The 26356-nt window shown below is 37.8% G+C and carries 25 protein-coding genes and 1 tRNA gene; 14 read left to right on the plus strand and 12 right to left on the minus strand.

Going from position 1 to position 26356, the window contains the following annotated elements:
* Positions 1-36 precede the first annotated feature (36 nt).
* Entirely contained in the window at positions 37-246 is a 210-nt protein-coding gene (locus LB454_RS10800; protein WP_224464678.1) for a hypothetical protein, read from the plus strand.
* Here the strand turns inward: LB454_RS10800 and LB454_RS10805 are convergent.
* From LB454_RS10805 to LB454_RS10815, 3 genes are read right to left on the minus strand one after another with little or no spacing between them, the layout of a single operon-like run.
* On the minus strand, positions 235-1593 hold the full coding sequence (locus LB454_RS10805; protein ID WP_224464679.1) for a glycosyltransferase ArnT-like protein: 1359 nt from the start codon (positions 1591-1593) through the stop codon (positions 235-237). The genes LB454_RS10800 and LB454_RS10805 overlap by 12 nt on opposite strands.
* On the minus strand, positions 1593-3059 hold the full coding sequence (locus LB454_RS10810; protein WP_224464680.1) for a cellulose synthase family protein: 1467 nt from the start codon (positions 3057-3059) through the stop codon (positions 1593-1595). The genes LB454_RS10805 and LB454_RS10810 overlap by 1 nt, the downstream gene beginning before the upstream one ends.
* Positions 3056-3745: a glycosyltransferase family 2 protein gene (locus tag LB454_RS10815; protein WP_224464681.1), complete on the minus strand. Its 690-nt coding sequence runs from the start codon at positions 3743-3745 to the stop codon at positions 3056-3058. The genes LB454_RS10810 and LB454_RS10815 overlap by 4 nt, the downstream gene beginning before the upstream one ends.
* Positions 3746-3985: 240 nt before the next feature.
* On the opposite strand from LB454_RS10815, the gene LB454_RS10820 reads away from it, so the two are divergent.
* A complete protein-coding gene (locus LB454_RS10820; RefSeq protein ID WP_224464682.1) occupies positions 3986-4513 on the plus strand; it encodes an RNA polymerase sigma factor in 528 nt (175 codons plus the stop codon).
* Position 4514: 1 nt separating this feature from the next.
* On the plus strand, positions 4515-5306 hold the full coding sequence (locus LB454_RS10825; protein ID WP_224464683.1) for an anti-sigma factor: 792 nt from the start codon (positions 4515-4517) through the stop codon (positions 5304-5306).
* On the opposite strand, the gene LB454_RS10830 is transcribed toward LB454_RS10825, so the two are convergent.
* Positions 5303-5779 (minus strand): TspO/MBR family protein, encoded by a 477-nt coding sequence (locus LB454_RS10830; protein ID WP_224464684.1) that lies wholly within the window; start codon positions 5777-5779, stop codon positions 5303-5305. The two genes, LB454_RS10825 and LB454_RS10830, sit on opposite strands and share 4 nt — an antisense overlap.
* 100 nt (positions 5780-5879) lie before the next feature.
* On the opposite strand from LB454_RS10830, the gene LB454_RS10835 reads away from it, so the two are divergent.
* The 3 genes from LB454_RS10835 (at position 5880) to LB454_RS10845 (ending at position 8956) form a co-directional block, all read left to right on the plus strand.
* Positions 5880-6947, plus strand: a complete 1068-nt coding sequence (locus LB454_RS10835) for a diphosphomevalonate/mevalonate 3,5-bisphosphate decarboxylase family protein (RefSeq protein WP_224464685.1) — start codon at positions 5880-5882, stop codon at positions 6945-6947.
* A gap of 151 nt (positions 6948-7098) precedes the next feature.
* Positions 7099-8037: a mevalonate kinase family protein gene (locus tag LB454_RS10840; protein ID WP_224464686.1), complete on the plus strand. Its 939-nt coding sequence runs from the start codon at positions 7099-7101 to the stop codon at positions 8035-8037.
* Positions 8038-8053: 16 nt separating this feature from the next.
* Positions 8054-8956, plus strand: a complete 903-nt coding sequence (locus LB454_RS10845; RefSeq protein ID WP_224464687.1) for a geranylgeranylglycerol-phosphate geranylgeranyltransferase — start codon at positions 8054-8056, stop codon at positions 8954-8956.
* Positions 8957-9296: 340 nt separating this feature from the next.
* Here the strand turns inward: LB454_RS10845 and LB454_RS10850 are convergent, their stop codons facing one another.
* From LB454_RS10850 to LB454_RS10860, 3 genes are all read right to left on the minus strand, one after another.
* Positions 9297-10688, minus strand: a complete 1392-nt coding sequence (locus LB454_RS10850; protein WP_224464688.1) for an NAD-dependent succinate-semialdehyde dehydrogenase — start codon at positions 10686-10688, stop codon at positions 9297-9299.
* A gap of 24 nt (positions 10689-10712) precedes the next feature.
* Positions 10713-11453: an SDR family oxidoreductase gene (locus LB454_RS10855; RefSeq protein ID WP_224464689.1), complete on the minus strand. Its 741-nt coding sequence runs from the start codon at positions 11451-11453 to the stop codon at positions 10713-10715.
* A gap of 586 nt (positions 11454-12039) precedes the next feature.
* Positions 12040-12720 (minus strand): SCO family protein, encoded by a 681-nt coding sequence (locus tag LB454_RS10860; RefSeq protein ID WP_224464726.1) that lies wholly within the window; start codon positions 12718-12720, stop codon positions 12040-12042.
* Positions 12721-12869: 149 nt separating this feature from the next.
* Here LB454_RS10860 and rseP point away from each other — a divergent pair, with 149 nt between their 5' ends.
* The 8 genes from rseP to LB454_RS10900 all read left to right on the plus strand — a co-directional run bounded on the left by rseP (position 12870) and on the right by LB454_RS10900 (position 20541).
* Entirely contained in the window at positions 12870-14234 is a 1365-nt protein-coding gene (gene rseP, locus LB454_RS10865; RefSeq protein ID WP_224464690.1) for an RIP metalloprotease RseP, read from the plus strand.
* 93 nt (positions 14235-14327) lie between these two features.
* Positions 14328-14401 (plus strand) — tRNA-Asn (locus LB454_RS10870).
* 49 nt (positions 14402-14450) lie between these two features.
* On the plus strand, positions 14451-14756 hold the full coding sequence (locus LB454_RS14215) for a GIY-YIG nuclease family protein (protein WP_224462032.1): 306 nt from the start codon (positions 14451-14453) through the stop codon (positions 14754-14756).
* Between the two features lie 90 nt (positions 14757-14846).
* On the plus strand, positions 14847-15146 hold the full coding sequence (locus LB454_RS10880; protein ID WP_224464691.1) for a GIY-YIG nuclease family protein: 300 nt from the start codon (positions 14847-14849) through the stop codon (positions 15144-15146).
* A 308-nt stretch (positions 15147-15454) separates the two neighbouring features.
* Positions 15455-15901, plus strand: coding sequence for a ferritin-like domain-containing protein (locus LB454_RS10885; protein ID WP_224464692.1), 447 nt, complete (start codon positions 15455-15457; stop codon positions 15899-15901).
* Between the two features lie 176 nt (positions 15902-16077).
* Complete coding sequence (locus LB454_RS10890; protein WP_224464693.1) at positions 16078-17352, plus strand: metal-dependent hydrolase family protein; 1275 nt, start codon at positions 16078-16080, stop codon at positions 17350-17352.
* Between the two features lie 95 nt (positions 17353-17447).
* Complete coding sequence (locus LB454_RS10895) at positions 17448-20336, plus strand: T9SS type A sorting domain-containing protein (protein WP_224464694.1); 2889 nt, start codon at positions 17448-17450, stop codon at positions 20334-20336.
* Between the two features lie 4 nt (positions 20337-20340).
* Complete coding sequence (locus tag LB454_RS10900) at positions 20341-20541, plus strand: hypothetical protein (protein ID WP_224464695.1); 201 nt, start codon at positions 20341-20343, stop codon at positions 20539-20541.
* A 345-nt stretch (positions 20542-20886) separates the two neighbouring features.
* On the opposite strand, the gene LB454_RS10905 is transcribed toward LB454_RS10900, so the two are convergent.
* From LB454_RS10905 to LB454_RS10925, 5 genes are all read right to left on the minus strand, one after another.
* Entirely contained in the window at positions 20887-21054 is a 168-nt protein-coding gene (locus LB454_RS10905; RefSeq protein WP_224464696.1) for a hypothetical protein, read from the minus strand.
* 21 nt (positions 21055-21075) lie between these two features.
* Positions 21076-22539: a magnesium chelatase gene (locus LB454_RS10910; protein WP_224464697.1), complete on the minus strand. Its 1464-nt coding sequence runs from the start codon at positions 22537-22539 to the stop codon at positions 21076-21078.
* Between the two features lies 1 nt (position 22540).
* Positions 22541-23650, minus strand: coding sequence for a vWA domain-containing protein (locus LB454_RS10915; RefSeq protein ID WP_224464698.1), 1110 nt, complete (start codon positions 23648-23650; stop codon positions 22541-22543).
* Between the two features lie 78 nt (positions 23651-23728).
* Positions 23729-25075, minus strand: a complete 1347-nt coding sequence (locus LB454_RS10920) for an MATE family efflux transporter (RefSeq protein ID WP_224464699.1) — start codon at positions 25073-25075, stop codon at positions 23729-23731.
* Entirely contained in the window at positions 25065-26348 is a 1284-nt protein-coding gene (locus LB454_RS10925; protein ID WP_224464700.1) for a UDP-N-acetylmuramoyl-tripeptide--D-alanyl-D-alanine ligase, read from the minus strand. Before LB454_RS10925 ends, LB454_RS10920 begins: the two co-directional genes overlap by 11 nt.
* Positions 26349-26356: the final 8 nt, after the last annotated feature.

The following is a 26356-nucleotide window of genomic DNA, read 5'->3' on the forward strand; positions in this document are numbered from 1 at the left end:
ATTTGCTAATTAATTGAACTCAATTTGAGTGCATTTATGACAATGAAAAAACCAATCTTATTCTCTCTGTTTGCTTTTTTAGGCGCAGCTACTGCATTAGCTCAGGGAGGAGGTCCACCGAATCCTCCGGGACCTGTAGATGATGTTCCAACTCCAATAGATGATCATATCTGGATCATCTTGCTAGTGGGTTTAGTTTTTGGTCTATATCTGGTTTTATCTAAAAAGTCTGCTCTAAAAGACTAATTTTCTTTTCAATATTATTTCGTAGCTCACAAGTGTATATACCGAAATATATTGAATGGCCAACAGCCATAAATTTTCACTGACTCCTTCTATTTTGTAAGCTGAATAGCTCAAACCTATAAGCAAACTCCAGAAAAGCATGTATCTGAAATTAGTAAAAATGCTTAAAAAAAGAGGTAACATAATATACCAGGGATGGACAGTTGTCGAAAGCAAGTAGTAGGCCGTTGAAGCAAAAAGCATGTATTTTAAAAGCGCTTTAAAATCTATTTTTTTCTTTTTAAAACTCAAGAAGACAATCACTAGAAAAGCTATGATTGAGAGTAACTTTCCAAAAACCGCTATCATATTATACCCATTCCACAAATAACCGATCCACCGCAGCATATAATAAATACTTGCATTAAATTCAAAAGAAGTAAAGTAAAGCGATAGTGTCTTTGAGTTATTTTTGACCAATTCTGGATTCCAGAAAAAACTGTAAGCTAAGACCAGACTTAAGAGAAGTACAATTATAAATTTCAAAAACCTCAGTACCTGTCCTTTGCTAAAATATTTTACTTTCTTATTCAGAAAAGGGAACAGTAATGGGAGTAACATCAATGGGAGCATCTTCGAGGCTATAGCAATTGCAAAGCCAACTGCTGAAACATAGAGTTTTGAAATGTATACATAGTAAAGACTTAACACGAGGAAAAACAACATGATGACTTCAAAATGCAAACTGAAACTTGACTCCAGAATTACCAAAGGGTTTAGAGTAAAAAACAGTATATTTTTACTCTGCAGATTGAGTTTTTTTAAAAGACGAATGCTGAAAACCACAATCCCTACCTCTGCTATGAGCTGAATCAATCGTATGCTAATCACGTTAAAAAGTAAATTTCCCCCTGCCAAATAATAACTTAGACTATATACTAATTGAGCAATTGGCGGATAAGTCGAATAGTTGGTTTGACTCAACTCTCCCATCTCATCATATAATAGAACTGATAAAGAACCTCGGTTGAAGTCAGTATTGTCAATCAACTCATTGGGTGTGAATAGATAAGGATTAATTCCAAGATTGTTCAGCATCCCGTCCCAGATGAAACGGTAAAAGTCCTGAGATAATTCGGGGATTGAAAACAGAAAAATGAGTTTAAATAAGAAACTGATTCCGATCAGGTGCCTGAGTTGCATCCCACTTTTGTAGAGATAAAACGAAAGCCCAAAAGCTGACGTATACATCGAAAAAAGCAACCAAAACTGATGTCTTTCTAGTTCATAACCAATCCAGTAATAGATAAAGCAAAGCAGAATAATGCTTAAGACTTTAAACCAATTTTGGTTAGCTTTAAATTTCATTAGGCATTAGAAAATAGAGTCTTGTAGGATATAAAACCAAAACCGAAACATAGCATCAAGTGAAAAATAACCAGTCCAAAATCCTGAGTTAAATAAGCACTGTAAATCCCATAAATGAAGTAAACAAATAGAAGAATTTCTACGCCATTTAAAATTGACAGTCTTTTATTAATGTACATTTTCCCTTTCCAGGTATCAGTATTTGACGAAATGTCAAATTTTGGCGTACGTATAAATGCAGATTTTTTATTGAAATGTCCTTCCAGAATAGCCAACGTATTGTGTACAGATAATCCCATAGCTATGGAAAAGAATGTAACGAATAAACCCATAAATTTCAAAAAGGATAAAAATCCATATCCATTAATTTCACTGTAACTTGTCCAGTAGCCGTAAATAAAAATAAAAGTACTTACGCCCATAGCGGCTAATACATAAAATAGGATGCTCCAGGATTCCTGATTAAATTTAATATACAAGATCGGGATACTTAAGACGGCAACCAGCAAAATCAGGAAGAACATGCTCGAATTCAAAAGATGAAAAAAACTATGAAGCTTTGATTTTATGCTCAATCTTTTACTATTTAAAATAGCACCAAAGTTTTTTCTAAAATTCTCTGCAGCTCCTTTATTCCAGCGGAATTGCTGGGACCGTGCTGCACTTAATACCACTGGAAGTTCTGCAGGAGTTACAACATCTTTGAGGTAGGTGAATTTCCAGCCTTTCAGTTGTGCTCTGTAGCTTAAGTCCAGGTCTTCTGTTAATGTATCCCCTTGCCAATCCCCCGCATCTTCTATACAGGTTTTTCTCCAAATTCCTGCTGTTCCATTAAAATTGATAAAATGTCCGCCAAATGACCTGCCAACTTGCTCAATTAAGAAGTGAAAATCCAAAGCAAAAGCCTGAATTCTGGTTAATAAGCTGTAATTTCTATTCACATGTCCCCAGCGAGTCTGTACTACCCCGACATTATCTTTATTAAAATGAGGAATGGTTTTTTTAAGCCAGCCAGACTGGGGTAGAAAATCTGCATCAAAAACAGCGATGAATTCGCCTTCGGCAGTTTTTAAACCTTCTTTTAGCGCACCTGCTTTAAAGTTTGCTCGATTGGATCTATGAATGTATTTGGCATTCATGCCTTTATTGATAAGCTCTTGAGTAAGTTGTTCTGTATAAACTTTTGAAGCATCTGTAGAGTCGTCCAATACTTGTATTTCCAGTTTAGATTGAGGATAATCCAATTTTGAAATGTTATCCAGTAAGCGCTTCACGACGTATTTTTCATTATAAAGCGGAAGCTGAACGGTAACTTTAGGCCAGTCTTCTGGAATGGGAACCGCTTCTGTTTTTATCTTCTTAGCTTTCTTATAATTTAGCACAAGCTGAAGTTCAAGCAAGCTGTAAATCAAAATGATAAACAATGCAAGGCTATAAAGACTTATTATAAGGTAATCAAGAATCATTTGAAAGCGTATTTAAAAATCCAGCTCAATATTTTAACTCCTGCCATAACGGCCCCTTTTACGGTTCCAGAAACTTTGGACTCTCCAATTCTATTTCTATAATTTATATCAACTTCGGTGTAAGTTAGTTTTTGTTTTAAGGCTTTCAGCTGCATTTCAACTGTCCAGCCATAGGTTTTATCTTCCATCTTCAAATTTAGTAGCTTTTCATATTTGATTGCTCTAAAAGGGCCTAAGTCTGTAAAATTTGAATTAAAAAACAAGCGCATTAGAGAGGTTGCTAGCCAATTTCCAAAAATTTGTGGAAACGTCATCGAGCCAGGTTCGCGTTTAGATTTGGCTCTAGCTCCAATAACAAAATCAATATCCTCATCTAAAATTGGTTCAATGATTTTATCCATTTCTTCAGGGTAATCACTATAATCTCCATCAAGGAAAACAACAATATCCGTAGGTTCATCTATTTGTTTCAGGTATTCAAGCCCTTTCAAACAAGCATAACCGTAACCCATTCTTGTTTCAGAAAGTACAGTTGCTCCTGCATTTCTGGCCTCTGTTTCAGTAGCATCTGTAGATTGATTGTTCACCACAATCACTTCAGAAATATGAGAAGGAACATCATTTATGACCTTGGCAATAGAGCCTTCTTCGTTAAATGCTGGTATAATAACTCGTATATAGGTCATAGACTGCGAAAATACATTTTTAAAGGCATAGTCGCTTTTTAATGAATTTCATTTCAACATTTTTTGAACCTTATTGGACTTATTTGCGTAAATGTCTATAGATAAGTTTTTTACCGTTTGTGTTTTGGTTGTTTTTTGTTGATTGATTAGGAATTGTGGTGTTAAGTAGCCACAATTTCCTTTTCTTTATCAGGATTTGCTAAATGAATTAAAATAAGTAGATTTAGAAAAAAATTACCAATGCAACCAGATGAACTCATTTTGCAGTTAAAGCAAAAAAATGAAGTGGCTTTTTCTCAAATCTATGATATGTATTCTGAAAATATTTTTGGAATAATCAATACCATAGTAAATGACGTAGAAATAGCAGAAGAAGTGCTTCAAGATGTTTTTATAAAAGTATGGGACAAATCCGACTCCTATTCCAGCGAGAAAGGCAGATTTTTTACCTGGCTACTCAACATCTCCAGAAACGCTGCCATTGATAAAGTGAGATCTAAGGCTTATAAAAACAAGCGAAAAAACTCAGATTTTGATAATTTTTCATTTTTTATAAAAGATGATATGGATCTGGACAGTATTAGTGATGGTTATGGCATTAGAAAATTTGTGGATAAACTAAAGCCAATGTGTGTGAAGTTGATCGATTTGCTGTTTTTTAAGGGATATACTCAGAAAGAAGCTTCAGAAACTTTAGAGATTCCTTTAGGAACCGTTAAGTCTAGGAACAGAACTTGCTTAAATTCACTAAGAGAAACATTAGAATAATATGACTACCAAAGAATATATAGAATCTGGATTACTTGAGCTCTACGTTTACGGGGTACTTTCAGATAAAGAGCAAAAACAAGTTGCGGCAGATGTCGCCAAAGATGCTGAACTTCAGTCTGAAGTTGAAGCTATAGAAACAACGCTTTTAGAGTTGTCAAAAGCTACTTCTACTGGTTTAGACACCTCTGTGAAAAAAAATGTACTACAAAGGATTAACCAAAGGTCGACTCAGGTAAAACAAAAAGTAAAAATCATCACTTCCAACTATTCTTATTTTGGTTGGGCGGCTGCTATTTTACTCCTTGGAGGAATTTTATGGCTATTAAAACTGAATCAGGACCTGCAGCAAGAAATCAAAGTGGTGTCTACAGAATTGGAGTCTAAGGAAACAGAAGTTGTCAATTCTAATGAAAAGGTTCAAAATCTTGAAGAATTACTTCTAAAAATGGCTGAGCCAGGTGCCAGAAAGCTCACTTTGCCAGGAAACGAACTCAATGCACCAAATTCTGCAGTTGCTGCATTTTACGATGAAGAAACCAATGAGTTAATTTTAGACATAAGTCGTTTGCCGGAAGCTCCAGAAGGTATGGTTTATCAGGCGTGGTCGCTCACCTTTGAACCACTTACGCCAAATAGCATTGGAGTCTTAGCTGAAGAAAATTCACCAGGCAATAAACTTTTCAAATTGCAAAATATTCCAACTTCTGAAGGTTTTGGAATTACACTTGAGCCAGAAGGCGGGAGTGAATCTCCAAATTTAGATCAGTTGTACGCTTTAGGAACTATTTAGTTGAGCCTCCAGATTTCAAAATTGAGAGCGGCTGCATAAACTATCCACAAGATATAAGGGATAAGCAGATAAGCAGCCGTCGTATTGACTACTTTAAACCATTTAAAAGTGATCAGAACCAACACAATTAATGCTATAATAATCAGCATTGCTACCAATGGAGACTGGTAACCGAAAAAAGCAATAGACCACGAAGCATTGAGTACAAGCTGAAACCCGAAATGGTAAAGTGCTGTTTTTACCCAAATGTGATGAAAACCTCTGCTCCACACCATTCCTGCAGCAACACCCATCAATATGTATAACAGGGTCCAGACAGGAGCAAATAACCAGCTTGGCGGATTGAAACCAGGTTTATTGAGAGTAGTATACCAGGTATCTACACTGGTTTGAGTGGCTATAGAGCCTACAAAGCCGATGCCCAGGCAAATGACAACACCAATAAATATTTTGACAACAGTTGAGACTTTCATAAGCTAAATTCTGTAAAGCAAAATATCAATAATTTTCAAGATCTACAACCTCTGTTCTACATCTTGCTTTCGTTATATTTGCTTTCAAAATTAAGCTAAAATGAATCAAAACGATTTTATATACAAAACTCCTCACGTACTGCCAGATCTCGATACTTATGCGTCTGAAGCACCTAGTAACATTGCTTTGGTCAAATACTGGGGAAAATATGGGGAACAATTACCTAAGAATACTTCCATCAGTTATACCTTAGAAAAATGCAAAACACAGACTGAAGTTATTCTGAAGACAAAGATTGAAGCCGATGATCATTTTCATTTTGAAGTGTTTTTAGATGGAGAAGCAAAACCTTCTTTCAAGTCAAAAATAAATACGTTTTTAAAGCGAATTGAAGTCTACATTCCTTTTTTGAAGTCTTTTGAGTTTGAAATTCATACCAAAAACACTTTTCCTCACAGCAGTGGTATTGCTTCATCAGCTAGTGGAATGGCCGCTTTAGCCAAATGTTTTATGGCTATGGAAGCATCGGTAACACCTGAAATGACAGAGGATTTTCGGGCACACAAAACATCATTTCTAGCTCGGCTTGGCTCAGGGAGTGCCTGCAGAAGTACAGGGGGTAAACTTGTGGTCTGGGGAAAACATGAGGTGATAGAAGGAAGTTCTAGTTTTTATGGTATCGATTATCCTTATGAAGTCCAGGATAAGTTCAGAAATTTTAAAGATTCCATTTTGTTGATTGATGAAGGTCAAAAGCAGGTGAGCAGTAGTGTGGGACATAATTTAATGCACGGTCATCCGTTTGCAGAACAGCGTTTTCTACAGGCAGATGAGAATATCACAAAGCTAAAATCTATTTTAGCGACTGGAGGTTTTGATGAGTTTTTCGCTCTGGTAGAATCTGAAGCACTATCCCTTCACGCCATGATGATGTCGAGTTCACCGTATTTTATCCTGATGAAACCCAACACACTAGAAGTCATCAACAGGATTTGGGAGTTTAGACAATCGCAAGGGGTTCAGGTTGGTTTTACTTTAGATGCTGGTGCCAATGTTCATATGTTGTACCCTGAAGCTTCAGATGAAAAAGTAAAGGCATTTATCGATGAGAATTTAATTCAGTTTTGTCAGGGCGAACAAGTGATTCACGATCAGATTCAATTTTAACTTTGTTTCAAGTTTTAAATCAAAGATTGAACAAAAAAGATTATTTTTGTACTAAACTAAATTGGTTAGCGATTTATTTCTTAATTAAGATGCATTATCTCCTAATAATCAGTAATATTTGCATAACCAATTGATTTTTTAAGTAATGACTATGAAAGGACCTCTATTTTATTCCAAGATTTTATTATTTGGAGAATACGGTATCATCAAAGATTCCAAAGGCCTGTCTATCCCTTACAATTTCTACAATGGTGCGTTAAAGGTCGATGATCAACCCGATGACAAAGCCATCAAATCCAATGCAGAATTGAAGCGATTTTCAAACTATCTCGAAAATCTCAACAAAGAAAAATCAACTCCAGTACGCTTCGATCTGGAATCGCTTAACGCCGATTTAGATAAGGGGATGTACTTCGATAGTAGCATTCCTCAGGGTTATGGCGTAGGAAGTAGTGGAGCTCTAGTCGCAGCTATTTATGATAAATATGCTTTTGATAAAATCACCGTATTAGAAAATCTTTCTAAAGACAAACTTCTTAAGCTAAAGACTATTTTTTCTAAAATGGAATCCTTTTTCCATGGAAAATCTTCAGGATTGGATCCGCTTAACAGTTACCTAAGTTTACCCATCCTTATCAATTCCAAAGACAATATAGAACCTGCTGGCATTCCTTCCCAAACGCAAAACGGCAATGGTGCAGTTTTTCTTCTAGACAGTGGTATTGTAGGAGAAACAGCTCCTATGGTGCAAATCTTTATGGAAAATATGAAGCAGGAAGGGTTTAGAAATATTATCAAGGACAAGTTTGTGAAACACACCGATGCTTGTGTAGAGAATTTTCTGGAAGGTGACTTCAAATCTCTTTTCGGCAACATCAAGCACCTGTCCAATGTAGTTTTAGATAACTTTAAACCTATGATTCCTAAGCAATTTCACGAATTGTGGAAGAAAGGAATCGAAACCAACGATTACTACCTGAAGCTTTGTGGCTCTGGCGGTGGAGGCTATATTTTGGGCTTTACTCAGGATTTTGAAAAAGCAAAAGCAGTTTTGAAAGACCACAAACTGGAAGTCGTGTATACGTTTTAAAAAAACTCCCTAAGTCATGTCTCGAGAGAACAAACGTTTGTGGCTCAAATTTTTGAGTTTGTTCTCCGTTATTCGCGGTTATAACATTTTGATTATAATTCTGGCGCAGTATCTGGCATCTGTCTTTATCATGGCTTATCACTTGCCGGTAAAGCAAGTCCTTTTGGATTCTAACCTGTTTTTGATTGTCATTTCTACAGCTTTGGCCATAGCTTCCGGATACCTGATTAATAATTTCTACGATTCCGAAAAAGACCTGATCAACAGACCCACCAAAACCTTACTCGATAATTATGTAAGTCAGAAAACCAAGCTTGGCGTCTATTTTACTCTCAATTTTTTAAGTGTCATCATTGCCAGTTACGTTAGTTTCAAAGCCGTGCTTTTTTTCTCACTTTACATATTTATACTGTGGCTGTATTCTCACAAACTTAAGCGCTATCCTTTTTTAGGAACCCTCACCGCCGGACTGGTCGCCATTTTACCCTTCTTTATCATTTTTGTCTACTACAGAAATTTTGAGTCTGTGATCATCGTTCACGCTGTTTTTTTATTTTTCATCATTCTCATAAGGGAGCTCGTCAAAGATCTCGAAAATCTAAAAGGCGATTTCACCCTTGATTATGCAACAATTCCCGTTAAATACAGTGTAAAGTTCACCAAACGACTCATTTCCGTTCTAGTCATTTCCACGATCATTCCAGCTTTAATTCTAGTCCTGTATTTCGATTCAGGCTATATGGATTATTATTTTATGTTGTGCGTGGTGCTGCTTATCATTTTCCTTTTCCAGGTCTGGCGTTCTGAGCAGAAAATCCATTACCTCGTCCTACACAATCTACTTAAATTTGTGATTGTTCTTGGAGTATTCAGCATTGTATTAATCGATATTGAAGCTGTGATCAGGAGGTTGTTTTAATTACTTTATTCTGACTAGCCTTCTATGGAATTCAGGGAGGTTTTTACCTCCATTAATTTGAAGCTTTGCGATATTTAGCTTTGATTATTCACGTTAATCTAGCGCCACCCGCCTGAATGTAAAGACCAACTAAATCTATTGAGTCTTCATTGAACCTCATAAAAGCACTGAAGGCTTAGTTATTTTTATTTGTTGGGTCCTCTGCTGGGGCCGAAAGGTAAAAGCAAAATTAATTTTGACTCTCTTCACCTAAGACAACCCAAACTGACAAACAGATGGCGCTTTTAGAATTTTTTCCTAAAAGCGCCATCATCAACAAACTAACTATAAAAAAATAAATCTACCTTTTCATCACACTTTTCACGTTTACAAATTCTTTCAAACCAAAACCGCCGTGTTCTCTACCGTAACCGGAATCTTTTACTCCGCCAAACGGCATGGCAGGGTCGGCCAGGCCAAACGAGTTGATAAAAACCATTCCGGTGTCAAAATATTTCTCTGCCATTTCAATTGCAGCATCTTCATCTTTTGAGAATATCCCACCACCAAGTCCAAAACGGCTATCGTTGGCGATACGCATCGCATCTTCATTATCTTTGGCTTTGATAAGTGAAGCTACGGGTCCAAAAAATTCATCATCATAAGCGGGTTGACCGGGTTTTACATTCACCAAAACTGTAGCCGGATAAAAATATCCATCTCCAGTAGGGACTTTCCCTCCGCAGGCGATTTCAGCACCATTTTTGACGCTTTCCACTACCTGGTTGTGCAATTCTTCACGAAGGTCTTCTCTCGCCATAGGCCCCAATTGTGTGCTTTCTTTATTGGGATCTCCCGTTTTTACCTCACTCATGGCTTTTACAAATCTATCGCGGAACTCATCATACACCTTCTCGGCAACGATAAAGCGTTTGGCAGCAATACAGGTTTCCCCATTGTTATATATACGTCCTTGGACACACGTTTTTACGGCTAACTCCATATCGGCATCCTCAAAAACAAGATAAGCATCATTACTCCCCAGTTCCAAAACAGTTTTTTTCAATTCTGCACTGGCTTTTTGACCAATAGCTCTTCCCGCATCCGGACTGCCTGTGAGGGTAACACCTCTTACGGACTTATTTTTTATCACTTCATCCGATTGCTCATGGTCGATGATCAATGTAGTAAATAAGCCCTCCGGTAGTCCGGCTTTTGAATAAATACTCTCCAGCAATTTGCCAGAGCCTGTCACATTGGAGGCGTGTTTCAACAGGACTGCATTTCCAGCCATAAGGTTGGCGATGGAATAACGCACCACCTGATAGCTTGGGAAATTCCAAGGCTGGATGCCATATATCACACCAATAGGCGCGTAAGATACACGGCCGCGCTCTCCGTTGAGCATGGCTCGTTCTTCGGTCTCCAGCTCTTTGGGTCCAATTTTGGCTGTGTATTCACAAATCGCTACACACAAATCTACTTCCTGCAGACTTTGCTCAAGGGTTTTTCCCATTTCGTCAGTCATGAGCTGGGCGAGTTGCTTTTTAGCATTGTTCAGCTCTCTGCCTATGGCTTTGATCAATTCTGCGCGATCATCTGAAGGTACATTTTTCCACTCCTCAAAAGCCTGCTGGCATTTGGAAATGGCCTTATTTACCTCTCCTTCGGTCATGTAGCTGTAATGCTTTAGACGTTTTCCTGTTGCGGGATTGATGGTTTCTATGTCTTTTTTAGTTGTTACTTGGGTCATTTTGTTATGTTTTATGGTCATTAGTTATCCTTGCTCTGTAGGCATTAAGAAAACATCGTTAACGTTCACTCTTTGCGGCTGACTTAGCGCATAGAAAATTGCATTGGCAATATCTTCTGCTTCCAGCTTTGTCATTTCTTTCAGGTCTTCCAGTTTATCTTTAATATCTTCATCTGTAATGCTTTCAAACAGACTTGTGTCGACAGCGCCGGGTTCTATGGAAGTCACTTTGATCCCATATGTTGGTGTCAATTCTTGTCTTAAACCTTCCGAAAACATTTTTACAGCAATTTTGGTAGCGCTATAAACTGCACCTCCCGGGAAATAGCGATGAGCTGCAGAAGATGATATATTTATAATATGCCCGATTTTGTTTTTTCGCATTGTTGGCAATACGGCAGCCACCCCGTTGAGTACCCCTTTGATGTTGACATCTATCATTTGGTCCCAGTCATCGGTTTTTAACTTTTCTATGTAGGAAAGTGGCATTAATCCAGCGTTGTTGATTAACACATCTACAGACCCATATTTTTCGAGGGTTTCCGAAACCGCCTTTTTGAAATCGGCTGGCTTGGTGACATCGGTTTCCACAACCAGGGCCTTCCCGCCTTTTTTTTCAATTTGATTTTTCAGCTCTTTCAATTTATCTACGCTTCTGGCACATAAAACAACTATGGCGCCTTCGCTAGTTAACTTCATCGCTGTAGACTCCCCAATGCCACTGGAAGCTCCAGTGATAAGTATGATCTTGTCTTTTAATTTCATGTTTTCTCTTTTTACTTGTTTGAAGGTCTGGATTGAAACGTTTCCAACCGCTGGTAGGTAGTGAATTGAGAATTATAGAGTTTCCAACACTTATGGTGTGTGGAAGATTTAGTGAGCTATGGACAACAAATAATTAGTAGTACACTAAAATGCTGATGGTCTAAAACCTCTTGATGCTTTGCGGCCACCTCTAAGTTAAGGGCTTTATGTGCTGAATACTAGCCAATTGGGAAAGGTTTGTGCTGGTCTTAATATTATCGAAATGAAAAAAGGTGGTGGCTGGAAAAATGTCAACCCAAGTTTTACAACCTGATTCTTGTAGTTTTAAGTGGTCTTTCCCGTACACTTCTCGCAGATTTTTAAAATCTGTGAGGACTCAGTACTACCGTGTGAGATTCTGTTTTTAAAAAGCAGAGTATTTCTGAAGCCCAAATGCACCCGGCTTCAGGTGAACGTGATCTTTGAGTGCAGACTTTAGGCTTTAACCCTGATCGACAATGGACGTTCACTTTTAATTTGTGCTACGCCATTGAAGCTTACTATCGTAAAGCATTGAAGATAGCAGTGGTAAATTCAAAGTAAAAAATTACTCTTCTGGAAGATATTCTAGCCTTAGGATGTCAATATCCTTGATGAGTTGTTGGATTTCTTCGGGATTGGTGCCATCGTAGAATCCGCGGATGCGCTTTTCTTTGTCCACCAGCACAAAGTTCTCTGTATGGACAAGGTCGTAAGGTCCGCCGTCACCTTCAGTTTTGGAAGCGAGGTATTCCTTTCGGGCAAGGTTATAAATTTGTTTTTTGTCGCCTGTTACCAGGTTCCATTTACTGTCGATAACCTCTTTTTCCTTGGCGTATTTTTTAAGTTGAGGTACATCGTCAATTTCTGGTGTGACGGAATGGGAGAGGAGTTTGATGTCGTCGTCATTTTTGAACTCCTTTTGCAAAGTTTGCATGCTTTTGGCCATATCGATGCAAATGCTTTGGCAGGTGGTGAAAAAGAAATCGGCGACGTAAATTTTGTCTTCGTAATCCTTTTGAGTGATGGTATCGCCATTTTGGTTGACGAGTTTAAAATCATCGACTTTATGGTATTTGCGTATGTATTGAACAGTAGTATCCACAAGGTCTGCAGTCACCATGCTGGGTTGGTAGACGGGTAGTTTGGGTGTGGGCTTTAATTGATTGTAGATGAGTGTTACCACCACGGCAGAGATGATGAGCATCACTACAAAGAAAAACTTGTATTTAGCAAAAAACTTGAACATTCTCCAGATTTCTATTGCAAAAATAACCCGAAAGAGAACGCTGTAATGTCTCATAGGTTACAATTATTTGTTAACTAAAGTTTGTAGCTATTCAAAAATTTTTTATGCACCGATAAAAGATTACTTTTGCGATTGAAAATTACAGATTAATGGATCCATTTTTTATCAAAGCTATTCAGCTCCTTTTGAGCTTGTCAATACTTATTGTTTTACACGAGTTAGGTCATTTTATACCCGCCAAATTATTTAAAACCAGGGTTGAGAAGTTTTACTTGTTTTTTGATGTGAAGTTTTCGCTTTTCAAAAAGAAAATAGGGGAGACGGTTTACGGTATTGGATGGTTACCGCTTGGCGGCTATGTGAAAATATCGGGCATGATCGATGAGAGTATGGATAAAGAGCAAATGGCCAAACCGCCCGAGCCCTGGGAATTCCGTAGCAAACCAACCTGGCAGCGGCTTATCATCATGCTGGGAGGAGTGACCGTCAATGTTATTTTGGGATTTGTGATCTACATGATGGTACTTTTTGTTTATGGAGAAAATTACCTCTCTCCAAAGGTTTTTGAAAACGGTATGGAGTCTTCTGAAATTATGAAAGATTACGGTTTTCAGGACGGGGATAAAATTTTGAACGTGAACGGTGAACCTTTACAAAGCCAGATTGATATCAATAAATTTTTATTGCTTAGAAATGTCAATACTGTGGAGGTGGAGCATGCAAATGGAAGCAAAGAAACTATAGCAATTCCAGAGGATATAGGTCAGGAATTGTTTCAGTCTGGAGAGATTCAGCCTTTTTCTCCCATCAAAAAACCGATGATTGATAGCGTTCTGGCAGATTCTCCAGCTGAAATAGCAGGGCTGAAGAAAGGTGATATGATCACTTCTGTGAATGGTGAAAAAGTCAACTACTGGCATGAGTTCAGACAAAAAATAAAAAACACTACTAGAGGTCCGGTAGAAATTACATATACGAGTGAGCCGCAAGAGAATCCTGGTCTTGACAGGGAACTGGAAGGCGATGGTTTTGGTAAAGTAAGTATCACGGCTAATGAAGAAGGAAATATTGGAGTGATTACTTCGGCTATCAATGCGGATAATATTATGACCAAAACATACGGTCTTGGAGAAAGTATTGGTGCTGGATTCGATTTCGCCTACTGGACGCTTCACGATTACGCGGCGCAGTTCAAATACGTATTCACCAAGAAAGGTGCAACTCAGGTAGGTGGTTTTGGCGCTATAGGTGGCTTGTTTCCAGATGCCTGGGATTGGAAGGCCTTCTGGACAACTACTGCTTTTATTTCTTTGATTCTTGCGTTTATGAACATTCTGCCTATTCCGGCACTGGATGGAGGTCACGTGATGTTCCTGCTCTACGAAATGGTTTCTGGTCGTAAGCCTAACGAAAAGGTGATGGAATATGCGCAAATGATTGGTTTCTTTGTACTTATCGCTTTGGTGTTGTTTGCCAATGGTAACGACGTTTACCGCTGGCTAACGGGCGGTTAAAAATTAATATTTTTTCAAGAAAATATTTTGTGAAACTAAATATTGGTTTATATTTGCAACCGCAAAACACGAGAGTCTTTTGCAAACATAAATTCCTCCTTAGCTCAGTTGGTTAGAGCATCTGACTGTTAATCAGAGGGTCCAAGGTTCGAGTCCTTGAGGGGGAGCAAACAAAGCCTGATATGAAAATATCGGGCTTTTTTGTTATCGATGCCAATGTTTTATTTCTATATCATATACTCAGAAAAGTTTGATAAATACTACACAGGATCTTCAATTGACCCTTGGAAACGATTAGAGAAACACAACAGCTCTTCATTCCATACATTTACGTCAAAATACAGACCTTGGGTTTTAAAAGCTGTCTTTGAAGCAGGATCTTCACGAAACGAAGCAGAGTCTGTCGAAAAATTTATTAAAAAGCAAAAGAGTAGACAATTACTTCTAAAGCTTTTAGAGCCTGAATTCATTCCTACCGGTAAGTTAGCTCAGTTGGTTAGAGTCCCGCACGTGCGGGATTGATCAGAGGGTCCAAGGTTCGAGTCCTTGAGGGGGAGCAAATAAAGCTTACACAGATGTGTAGGGCTTTTTTGTTTTATATAAACCTTTAGGATGAAGCACCTTGTTTATATTTTATTTTCTAAAAAATTGAATAGGTTCTACATTGGTTACACTTCAAATATTGAGCAGCGGATGGCGTTCCATCAACAAGCAGAATCACATAAATTCACCTCAAATGCTAAGGATTGGGAATTGTTTTTAAAGATGGAATGTGCATCTAAAATGCAAGCTTTAGCTGTTGAGAAGCATATCAAAAAGATGAAAAGCAAAGTCTATATTCAGAACTTAAAAATCTATTCTGAGATGAGAATAAAATTACTATATAAATACAACCAAGGTTCGCCCCGATAACTATCGGGGTTGAGGGGGAGCAAACAAAGCCTGATACGAAAGTATCGGGCTTTTTTTTATGGCATTTTTGAGGATATTTCTACAAGTCACTGATATTTTTTAAGCACTTCACTCTAAGTTTAACTTCTTCTATACCAAAATCGATCACGTATTTTTCAAAAAATCTAAAATCTAAAATCACAATTACTTCCTTGATTATAAGTGTTTTAACCAAAGTCTTGTTAATTAAGCGGTTAATAAGTGTTAACTGAAGATAAGTCGCTGGGTTCCAGGTTACATTGGTAGAACATCAATAAAAACCTAAAATTATGGCATACACTAAAGAAGTTTCCAATAAGCTTAATGAGCTATTAGAAAAAAATTATGATGCTGAAGCAGGTTATAAAGCTGCTGCAGGGAATGTAAAAAACAGCAAGTTGAAAACTTACTTTCAGAACAAGGCAGAAGACAGGTATGCATTTGGTCATGAACTTAAAGAAGAGATCAAATTACACGGCGATGCTCCGGAGAATGAGACAAGTTTTAAAGGAGATGCTCACCGAACTTGGATGAATTTGAAATCCACTTTTTCTGGCAACAAAGAAGAAGCTATTTTGGAAGAAACTATTAAAGGTGAAAAAGCTTTTGCAGAAGACTATGATGATGTTTTGAAAGAAACAACATTGGCAGTTTCCACCAAAAAACTAATTGAAAACCAGCGCAATAAAGTGAGAAATTCACTGGAAGAAGTGAAAACTATGGAGAGCTTTGCTTAATTATTTTATTGTAAAAATTACAAAAGGCTACTTACGAGTAGCCTTTTTTGTTTTGAAGCATTCAGGTGTGCACTATTATTTTGAAATCGATGAATAGTATCTAAAAACCATTATAAATTCTATCGAAGTAAATTTCATTCATAAATTTTCCTATTTTTAGTCAAAATTTTACGTTTATGAAATCAGTTCTTACTTTAATTTTAGTAATCATAAGTTTTACACTATCGGCTCAACAAACTTTTATCTACTGCGGAAACTTGGTTGACGTTGAAAAAGGAAAAGTAGTTTCCGAAAAAACCATCATTGTTGAAAATGATTACATAGTTGATATTCAAAACGGTTTCGTTGAGGTACCTCAGAACTCAAAGTTAATTGATTTGAGAGAATCAACTGTGCTTCCAGGCCTTTTTGATATGCACGTGCATTTAGAATCTGAAACTTCAAAAGATAATTACATAAAGCCTTTTACACTCAACGAGGCGGATGTAGCCTATGAAGCCCAGGGTCATGCTAAAACAACACTAATGGCAGGATTTACCTCGGTGAGGGATCTTGGGGGTAGTGGAGTGAATACTAGTTTACGAAATGCAATAAATAAAGGACAGTTGGTAGGCCCAACCATTTATTCAGCAGGAAAATCTATAGCCACTACTGGAGGTCATGCGGATCCCACTAATGGGTATAAAGCCGATTTGATGGGGAGTCCAGGACCAGATCAGGGAGTTATTAATGGGACTGCTGAAGCAAGAGAAGCGGTAAGACAACGTTATAAAAACGGATCTGATGTTATTAAAATTACGGCAACTGGCGGCGTGCTGAGTGTAGCTAAAAGCGGTCAGAATCCTCAGTTTTTTGAAGATGAAATGAAAGCTATTGTAGAAACTGCTAATGATTATGGTATACTTACGGCTGCTCACGCCCACGGTGATGAAGGTATGCAGCGCGCTATAAGAGCAGGTATAAAAACGATTGAGCATGGGACCATGATGTCCGAGGAAACTATGGAACTGATGAAAGAATATGATACTTATTATGTACCTACCATCACTGCTGGAAAAAGCGTCGCCGAACTTGCTGAAATTGAAGGCTATTATCCAGAGCTGGTCGTTCCAAAGGCCAAAGCCATCGGTCCAAAAATTCAGAGCACTTTCGAAAAAGCATATAAAAAAGGAGTTAATATCGCTTTTGGTACAGATGCAGGAGTCTTTAAACACGGCGAAAATGCCAAGGAGTTTGGATACATGGTAGAAGTAGGCATGCCAGCTATGGAAGCGATACAGTCAGCTACACTGGTTTCAGCAAGATTGCTTAAAGTTGATGACTACTATGGATCAATCAAAAAAGGAAAAAAAGCCGATATCATTGCCGTTGAAGCTAACCCTCTAAATAACATTTCCACTCTGGAAAATGTCATTTTTGTGATGAAGCATGGTGAAGTGGTAAAGCAATGATTAATAATCTATTAACTCAATAGATTTATTAATTTCGAACTTATTCTACAAGAAATTTTATTTTATGACTTTAGATTTGTACAAAATCTATCGTTATGAACAAAATTACGTTTCTATCTTTTTTCTTTTCCGTATTTATTTTTGGGGTTGTACAATCTCAAAATGGCGATGATATTTTTGTCGAAAATATTGAGGGTGTAGATTATGTCGTACATAAATTTACAACCACTGGTTCCAGTTCGTTTGAAGCTCCAAATGGTATCAGTGAAATAGATGTCCTGGTTATAGGTGGCGGAGGTGCTGGCATAGAAAACACATCCTTTACCAACGGAGCTGGTGGCGGTGGAGGTGCAGGTGGTTACATTTACAGAGAGAATTTTGACATCAGTTCCTTAGTTTCTCCTATTGATGTGACAGTTGGAGCCGGTGGCATTAAGCGTTCTAGTTCAACTGGAGTAGGAACTGCTTCAAATGGACAAAACTCTAATTTTGCTAATCTTACCGCTTTAGGCGGAGGTGGTGGTGCTATAACAGCTGAGAATGGTTCTAATAGAGGTGGAAATGGAGGCTCTGGTGGTGGTGCTAGAAATTCAGGTCTTTTTGGTGACGGTTTACAACCAGATTCAACAAGTGGCGGGCTAGGTAACCCCGGTGCTTCTACACCAAATGCTTCTACAGGATCTGGTGCTGGTGGTGGTGGTGGTGCAGGTTCTGCTGGTTTTGCCGGTACATCGGGTACTTCAGGGATTGGAGGTAATGGTGGTGCCGGTGTACAAAACAATATAGATGGCACTAATAGGTTTTACGCTGCTGGTGGTGGTGCCGGAGGTCCTCAAGGCAGAACAAGAGGCTTAGGCGGATCTGGTATTGGGGGCGATGGTGCAAATAATAATAACGATGCTACTGATGGTGAAGTAAACACTGGTAGTGGTGGTGGTGGCGGCAACAACAGCAGGGTTGCTGGAAATGGAGGCTCAGGAATCATTATAATACGCTATAGACTTGATGATGTAACGGATTTTGTTTTTGTAAACGACGGCGATTACGAAGTCAATACAAATTGGCTAAATAATACTCAGCCTTCAAGTGGTGATAATGTCATTATAGCTGCAGATCCTAATTTACTTTCCAACCAGACTGTAAATAATGTAAGCATTTTTAGCGGCATTAATGTTAACATTGGTATTGGTAATAGTTTTAATATTGAAGGTGACATCTCTAACAGTGGACAATTTACTGGCGAAGGCGAAGTTGTTTTAAACGGGTCTTCACAGCAGTCTATTTCTGGAGGTGGATCATTTGAAAATTTAAGACTTAATAATTCTACATCTGTCGTTTTCAATGATCCGTCTGATTTATTTGGTAATTTATATGTAGATCAAGGCACATTAAACACAGGAGGAAACCTTTCTTTACGCTGTGATTTTGGAACAGGCAAGGCTGCTCAGGTTGCCCCTGTACTAGGAGCCATTGTAGGCGAGGTTACGGTAGAGCAGTGTTATCCAGCCAGAAGAGCCTTTAGATTTTTAACCTCTTCAGTAAATACGAGTACATCAATTCGAGAGAACTGGCAGGATAATCCAGATGATTACCTAGATATTCCTAGACTTGGCTACGGCACCCATATCACAGGAGTAGAGCCAGGTCCTGCTAATGCAGGTACAGGCCAGGATGGAGATGATGGTTTTGATTATAGCCCTTCAGGAAACGCTTCGATGTTTACTTTTAATAATACAGATCCATCCTGGAATAGAGTTCAATCTACATTAGATAATGATCTGGTCGCTGGAGTCCCTTATCGTCTTATGATACGAGGAGACAGAAGTATAGATATTACCAGTAATTCATCGCCTCCAACAGCTACACGCTTAAGTGCAACAGGAAACCTGGCTACAGGAACCCAAACCTTTACTAATTTATCTACTACAGGCGGAAATTTTAATTTCATAGGTAATCCATACCAGGCCCAAGTTGATATCGGTGCATTGCTTACAAGTTCTAGTAATCTATCAACTACAGAATATTACGTTTGGGATCCTACACTCGGAGGAGCTGCAACTCCTGGCTCACCAGGAGGTAGAGGTGCTTATGTAACTGTAGATCCTTCAGATGGAAGTAGTTCTTTTGATACTTCTATAGGAGGTTTATCAAGTTCAACAGCCAATCAATACTTGCAACCTATGCAAGGGGCCTTTGTTGTAACACAAGCTGACGGCTCAGCCTCTTTGACTTTTGAAGAATCAATGAAGGCTGTTGAGGAAACCCAAACAGAGGTAAAATCTTTATCCGAGTCAGAATATATCAACATCCAGTTGTTTGATGCTGCATCTTATGAAGAAGGGAATACCCCATCTGACGGTTTGCGAATCAAATTTGATAAATCATACAGTATAACAACTGAAGATGACTCTCCCAAACTTGGTAACCTGGATGAGAACCTGGCCAGAATAGAAGGCAATATATATTCAGCTATTGAGAGACGCCCATTTCCAGAGTCTGAGGAGAAGTTGGAACTGTTCATCAATCAGTATAGAAGAGAAGCGTATGTGATGAAATTTGACCTGACCGATAACTTAAATACCAAAGTTTATATTGAAGATAAGTATTTGGAGGAGGTCACTGAAATCACTTCATCAGCAAACACTTACACATTTACAGTAGATGAGTCAATTCCAGAATCTAAGGCTTCAGATCGATTTGCTCTAGTCTTTGAACCTGTGAGTTTATCAACACCAGAGGAGACTATAACAAGCTTAAGTCTTTATCCTAATCCAACTCAAGGCAACTTTAGCATCTCGGGCAGAGACTTGGAGCAAGGAGCAGAGCTAGAGATCTACAACATGATAGGTCAGCAGGTGTATAAAAGTAGCTTAAAGGGTCAGTCTACCATAGAGGTGACAGATTTCAATGCTACTACAGGCATCTACCTGGTAAAATTAAAAACCAATCAAGGCGAGAAAACCTTCAAACTGATAAAAGAATAAGGATATGAAACTTCACACTACTACACATTACATCATCATAGGAATCATACTAGTAATAGTATTGATATCTACAGAAGCATCAGCTCAAGGATTACCACCTTTCGATGACGACGTTGGTGATGAGCCAGTGGCTCCTATCAACGGACTTATTGCTTTAGGCTTAGCTGTTGGTGGATACCTAGGGATTAGAAAAGTAAAAAAATGACAAGTAGGCATATATAGTCTATCATAAAAAAGACCGCTTTTCATAGCGGTCTTTTTTAGTATTATAGGTTGATGAAATAACTTATTCATCTTTATTTCTCTTTCTGTCTTTCAAAATTTTGGTATACATTATAACTATATAAATGATAACAACTAAAATGGCCAGATATATCCAATTCTCTTGAAAAAATTCAGAAAATTCTGTTGGCGCATATGATTCGCTGTTACTACTCTCTGGTTTAGGTAATTCACTTTGTTGCATAATGATAACTTCTATTAAAAAGGCTAATTATTAGGTTTGGTTTGATTCATAAAAATACAAATCTTAGAATTTTAAATTAAAATTCTAATCTTCTTTTTTCTCTTTCGAAGTTTTAGAATATTTTACAACCAAAATAATGGCTACAATGAGTAAAACAATGTAAAACCAATTGTCTTGAATGAATTCAGTGAATTCAAATGGGCTATAAGATTCGCTGTCACTACTCTCTGGATTTGTTACGGTTTGTTGCATATCTCTTTTTTGAAAAAACTATTATAGCCCTTTAATGAAATTACCAAGAGAATCTCCAAAATTCAACTGGGTATCTACTTGATTTCTGTCTAATTTTTTATGAACTGATAATCCCCATAAAATAAATTCCATCCAAAAGAATTTCTCAGTTGCCTCATAATTCGAAACATGCTTTTCGAGCATTTCCTCAAGCGGCTTTATTTTAGATAAAGCAGATTCATACTCTGCATTGGAATCATCTTCAAAAAATTGAATATCATCATTTTCTAGAAACCATTTTAAAATGTCATCGTATGACTGAACTTCATCTTGTTTCTCCAATTTTTTTATTTCTGGGAAATATTTTGGATACAGATTAAGCACTGCAGCTTCTATAAGTTGTTGTGCAACAAATTCTGCTCCTTCTTCTTCACCTTCATAAACGAGCTCAACCTTACCAGTTATGGCAGGTATGATCCCATTAAAATCACTTAACCTTATGCACGTTTTATCATCGCCATTTACCAGAGCTCTTCGCTCAGCGGTACTCATGAGGTTTTCGAATGCGGTGATGCTTAATCTTGCACTTACTCCACTTTTTGCATCTACATAGTGACTTTTCCTGGCTTCAATTGAAATTTGTTCAAGTAAAGTTCTGGCTAAGTCTGGAACTACAATATGATCCTGCTTAAATTTTGACAGCTTAGCTTCCTGTTTCGTTATTTGCTTAGCAATTTCAATGTCTTTAGGGTAATGGGTCAAAATTTGAGAGCCTATTCTATCCTTTAAAGGGGTTACAATACTTCCACGATTGGTATAATCTTCAGGATTGGCAGTGAACACAAATTGTAAATCTAGTGCCAGCCTTAAATTAAAACCTCTTATCTGTACATCTCCTTCTTGAAGTATATTGAATAAAGCCACCTGAATTCTTGCTTGTAAATCTGGAAGTTCATTGATGACAAAAATACAACGATTGGCTCTGGGAATCATCCCATAATGAATCACCCGCTGATCGGCATAACTCAGTTTGAGATTTGCAGCCTTTATAGGGTCGATATCGCCAATGAGATCTGCAACGGTCACATCTGGAGTGGCGAGTTTTTCTGCAAATCGCTCACTTCTATGAAGCCAGGTTATTGGGGTATCATCTCCCTTTTCTTCCAAAAGTTCTTTGGCGTAAAGTGAAATGGGGTGGAACGGATCATCGTTTATTTCTGAGCCTTCTACTACAGGGATGTATTCATCCAGTAAATTGAGAAGCTGACGCGCAATTCTGGTTTTAGCCTGGCCTCTTAAGCCTAAAAGATTGATGTTGTGTCTAGACAAAATGGCTTGTTCCAACTGTGGAATGACTGTGTGTTCATAACCAAAAATACCTTCAAATGAAGATTTGTTGTTTTTTAAGTTGAAAATCAAGTTGTCCCTCAACTCGTCTTTTATAGATCTGGATGTATAGTTATTGCTTTTTAAATCCCCAAGCGTCTTGAGTGCAGTTAATTGCATGTTATAATTTTTTTCGTTTGTTATTTTCGTAATCTTCAAAAATCATTTCACCAAGACCTTTCAATCCTGAAAAGTAGGCTCTTCCCTGATTAGATTTAGTAAACTCCCTCACAAATTTTTGTAAGTAAGGATCGGAGGCTATCATAAACGTGGTAATCGGGATTTTTAACTTTCGAGCCTGGGCTGCCATGTTGTAACATTTCTTCGTGATCATCTCGTCTAAACCAGCACTATTCTTATAGTAACTTCCGTCTGGAAGCTTCAAGCAACTTGGTTTACCATCTGTTATCATAAAGATTTGCTTATTGGCATTTCTTTTCCTACTCAAAATCTTCATAGCCAGTTGCAGTCCCGCAACTGTGTTGGTGTGATAGGGCCCTACTTGCAGGTAGGGTAAATCTCCAATTTTAACTGGCCAGGAATCATTTCCAAAAACAATAATATCCAAAGTATCTTTAGCATATTTGGTAGTAATCATTTCTGCCAGAGCCATAGCCACTTTTTTGGCTGGAGTAATTCTATCTTCGCCATATAAAATCATACTATGGCTGATGTCAATCATCAATACAGTGCTCATCTGCGTTTGATGGTGAGTATCGTTGACCACCAAATCTTTTTCCGACATTTGGAATTCATCAATACCATGGTTGATTTGAGCATTTTTAAAACTCTCGGTCATCGACACCTGGTCAAATCCATCCCCAAACTGAAAATCTCTCAAATCTCCGGTTTTATCCTCACCGATACCGGTGTGTTTAGTCTTATGTTTTCCGGAGCCACTTCTTCTCAGTTTGCCAAAGATTTGTTCTAAAGCATGTTTTCGAATGGCCTGCTCCGTTTTATTGGTGATTTTTACACCAGAATTTCCATCTGGTTTGATTTCCTCCCGGATGTATCCTTTCTTTTTTAAATCTTCAATAAAGTCATCGATCGTGTAATCTTCATTCGTAATTTCATAGGCTTTATCCAATTCTCTTAACCAATCAATAGCTTCATCAAAATCTCCTGAGGTATGTGTGATTAATTCCATAAAGATGTCCAGAAGCTTATCAAATAAGCTAGTGTTCTCTTCATAGGTTTTAAAAACAATTCCTTTTCTATAATTTGCCATACCTTAAAAGTAGTAGAAATAAGAGGAGGCTAGGAATAAGTTTGTGTTAAACTGTTTTTAAAATAAAATAACCAACAGCTATGAAGGTGATAGATATTTTCTTCTAAACTTGATGACAAGGGCCAGACTTCTGATAAGCATCCACACAAAAAAAGCAATCCAAATGGCATATAATTTTAAGCCTAAATAGTCAAACAGGATCAGAGTCGGCCAGAAGCCTAAGAAAGTAGCTACCAATAATACATTTCTTAAGTATTTAGCTTCTCCAAGGCCTTTGAAAATTCCATCAAACATAAAGGCAATGGCATTAACTGGCTGCATGATCAACACAAGCCAGAATACGGATGAAAACAAAAGCAGTACCTGTTCGTCTTTATTGAAAATTAATCCAATCTCATCGTAAAATATAGCACAGATTCCTGCCAAACCAAGGGCAATGATAACAGCATATTTACTTATGTCCTTGCTCAAATTCCAAAGCTTGGTATACGCCTTTGCGCCAAGTAATTTTCCACCGATTGCATTCCCTGCATTGGCGTAGCCATCTATAAAAAAAGAGAAAAAGAGCCAAATGTTCATCAGGATACTTTGAGCAGCGATGTAGTTTTTTCCATAATCTGTTGCGTAAGAGTTTGCCAGATAAATGGCTATGTTCAAAGCTAAAGTTCGTAGGAACAGATTGGCTGCCATAGAAATCAGCGGCTTTAAATTCGGATTTATATTAAAGCTCAATTTGAGGTGAAACGGAGTTTTATTAATAAAGAAGTAAAAGGCCATGCCCAGCATCACCCCCTGGGCAATTACACTAGCTATGGCAGCACCTTCCAGATGCATCGCAGGAATAAATCCATCTATTCCATATACCAAAAGAAAGTCAAGTCCAATATTAACTGCTCCTCCCGCCAGACTGCATTTCATCGCCCATAATGTATTCTGAAGCCCTCTAAAGACGCCAAAAATTGCAAACGTCACTAGGGTAAAGGGATAACCTAAAGCTCTTATTCTGTAGTAATTCTTGGTATATTCTAGTATTTGTCCTTCGGCATTGTAGGCGCTGAAGATAAGTTCAGCAAAAAAAGCAGTCACAAAGTATATGATTAAGCTCAATATAAAATTGAGTAATAGCGTTTGTGGGACCAGTGTTTTTACAGCATTAAGCCTGCCAGATCCTAAGTGCTGTGAAACTAAAGCTGATATCGCAGTTTTGGTTTGTGCAAGTATCCATATGATTGCGGATAAAAAAGAGCCTACTATTCCTGCAGCTGCTAGTGCCTCTACTGCATTCACTTCTACATTACCAATAATAGCTATATCGCTTAGAGATATAAGAGGCTCTGCTATACCAGCTACAATTGCTGGAATAGCAATGGTATTGATTTCTTTAAAAGAAACTTTAGGTGTTTTTATCTCCGTCTTAGAGGACATCCAAAATGCTTTCCAGTTTCATGCCTCTAGATCCTTTTATAAGTAAGTTGGAAGTGATTTGGGTTCTGTTTTTTGTGATAAAATCCTTCAATTCTTCAGTTGTTTTAAAACTATGAAGGCCCTCAAAGTCTGAAGATGCTTTATGAAAATGCTCACCGCATACAAGTATGCTTTCAAAATTTAATTCCTTGCACATCTCAAGAATAAATTGGTGTTCTTTAAAAGAGTCTGCACCAACTTCAAACATATCACCTATAATCACAGTTTTTTCCTCAGTAGTCATTTGCTTAAAACTTCTCAAGGCAGCCGCCATGCTTGTTGGGTTTGCATTATAGGCATCGAGTAAGATTTTTTTTCCTTTCTTCTCGATGATTTGAGATCTCATCTCTTCAGGCTCAAATTTTTCTATGGCATCTTTTATATCTTCTTTATCAACTCCAAAATACCTTCCAACACCAATAGCTGCTGAAATATTTTTGAAATTGTAACTTCCTATAAGACGGCTATGTATGTTGATATTAGCATATTCAACTGTAACATAGGGCTGAGCTGTCTTGAAGACGACCTGACAGTCTGATAATGATTTTTCTCCTATGCTGTAATTTTTATGCTGTATGGCTTTTTCAACCTGAAGTGTATCATCACGATTGAAGAAAATCAGCCCATCATTATTGATAAGGTAATCGTATAACTCCGACTTCCCTTTGATGACACCTTCAATGCCTCCAAAGCCTTCAAGGTGTGCTTTTCCAAAATTGGTTATCAGCCCATAATTGGGTTCTGCAATTTGGCAGAGTGCTTCAATTTCTTTTTGATGATTGGCACCCATTTCTACAATACCAATATCCAGCTCTGCTGTAAAGGATAATAAGGTAAGGGGTACACCTATATGATTATTTAAGTTTCCAACAGTGGCTTTTACTTTAAATTCTTTGGCAAGAACTTCATGTATTAATTTTTTGGTAGTTGTTTTCCCATTACTTCCTGTTATGGCAATGATTGGGATTTCAATCTGATTGCGGTGGAAATTCGCTAAATCCTGTAAGGTTTGTAACACATCCTGAACAATCAGTTTTGATTCTCCTTCTTGATCCTGATCATCGATTACAGCCAGAAGTGCACCTTTTTCAATAGCCTGGTCTGCATAGGCATTACCATCAAAATTATCACCTTTTAAAGCAAAAAACAGGGCATTAGGTTTCAGGTTTCTAGTGTCTGTGCATATGCCACTGCTTTCTAAAAATTTTGAATATAAAAGAGGTAGATCTGTCATAGGTCTAA

The sequence above is a fragment of the Psychroflexus montanilacus genome, from assembly GCF_020164535.1.
In the GTDB taxonomy this organism is placed as follows: Bacteria; Bacteroidota; Bacteroidia; order Flavobacteriales; family Flavobacteriaceae; genus Psychroflexus; species Psychroflexus montanilacus.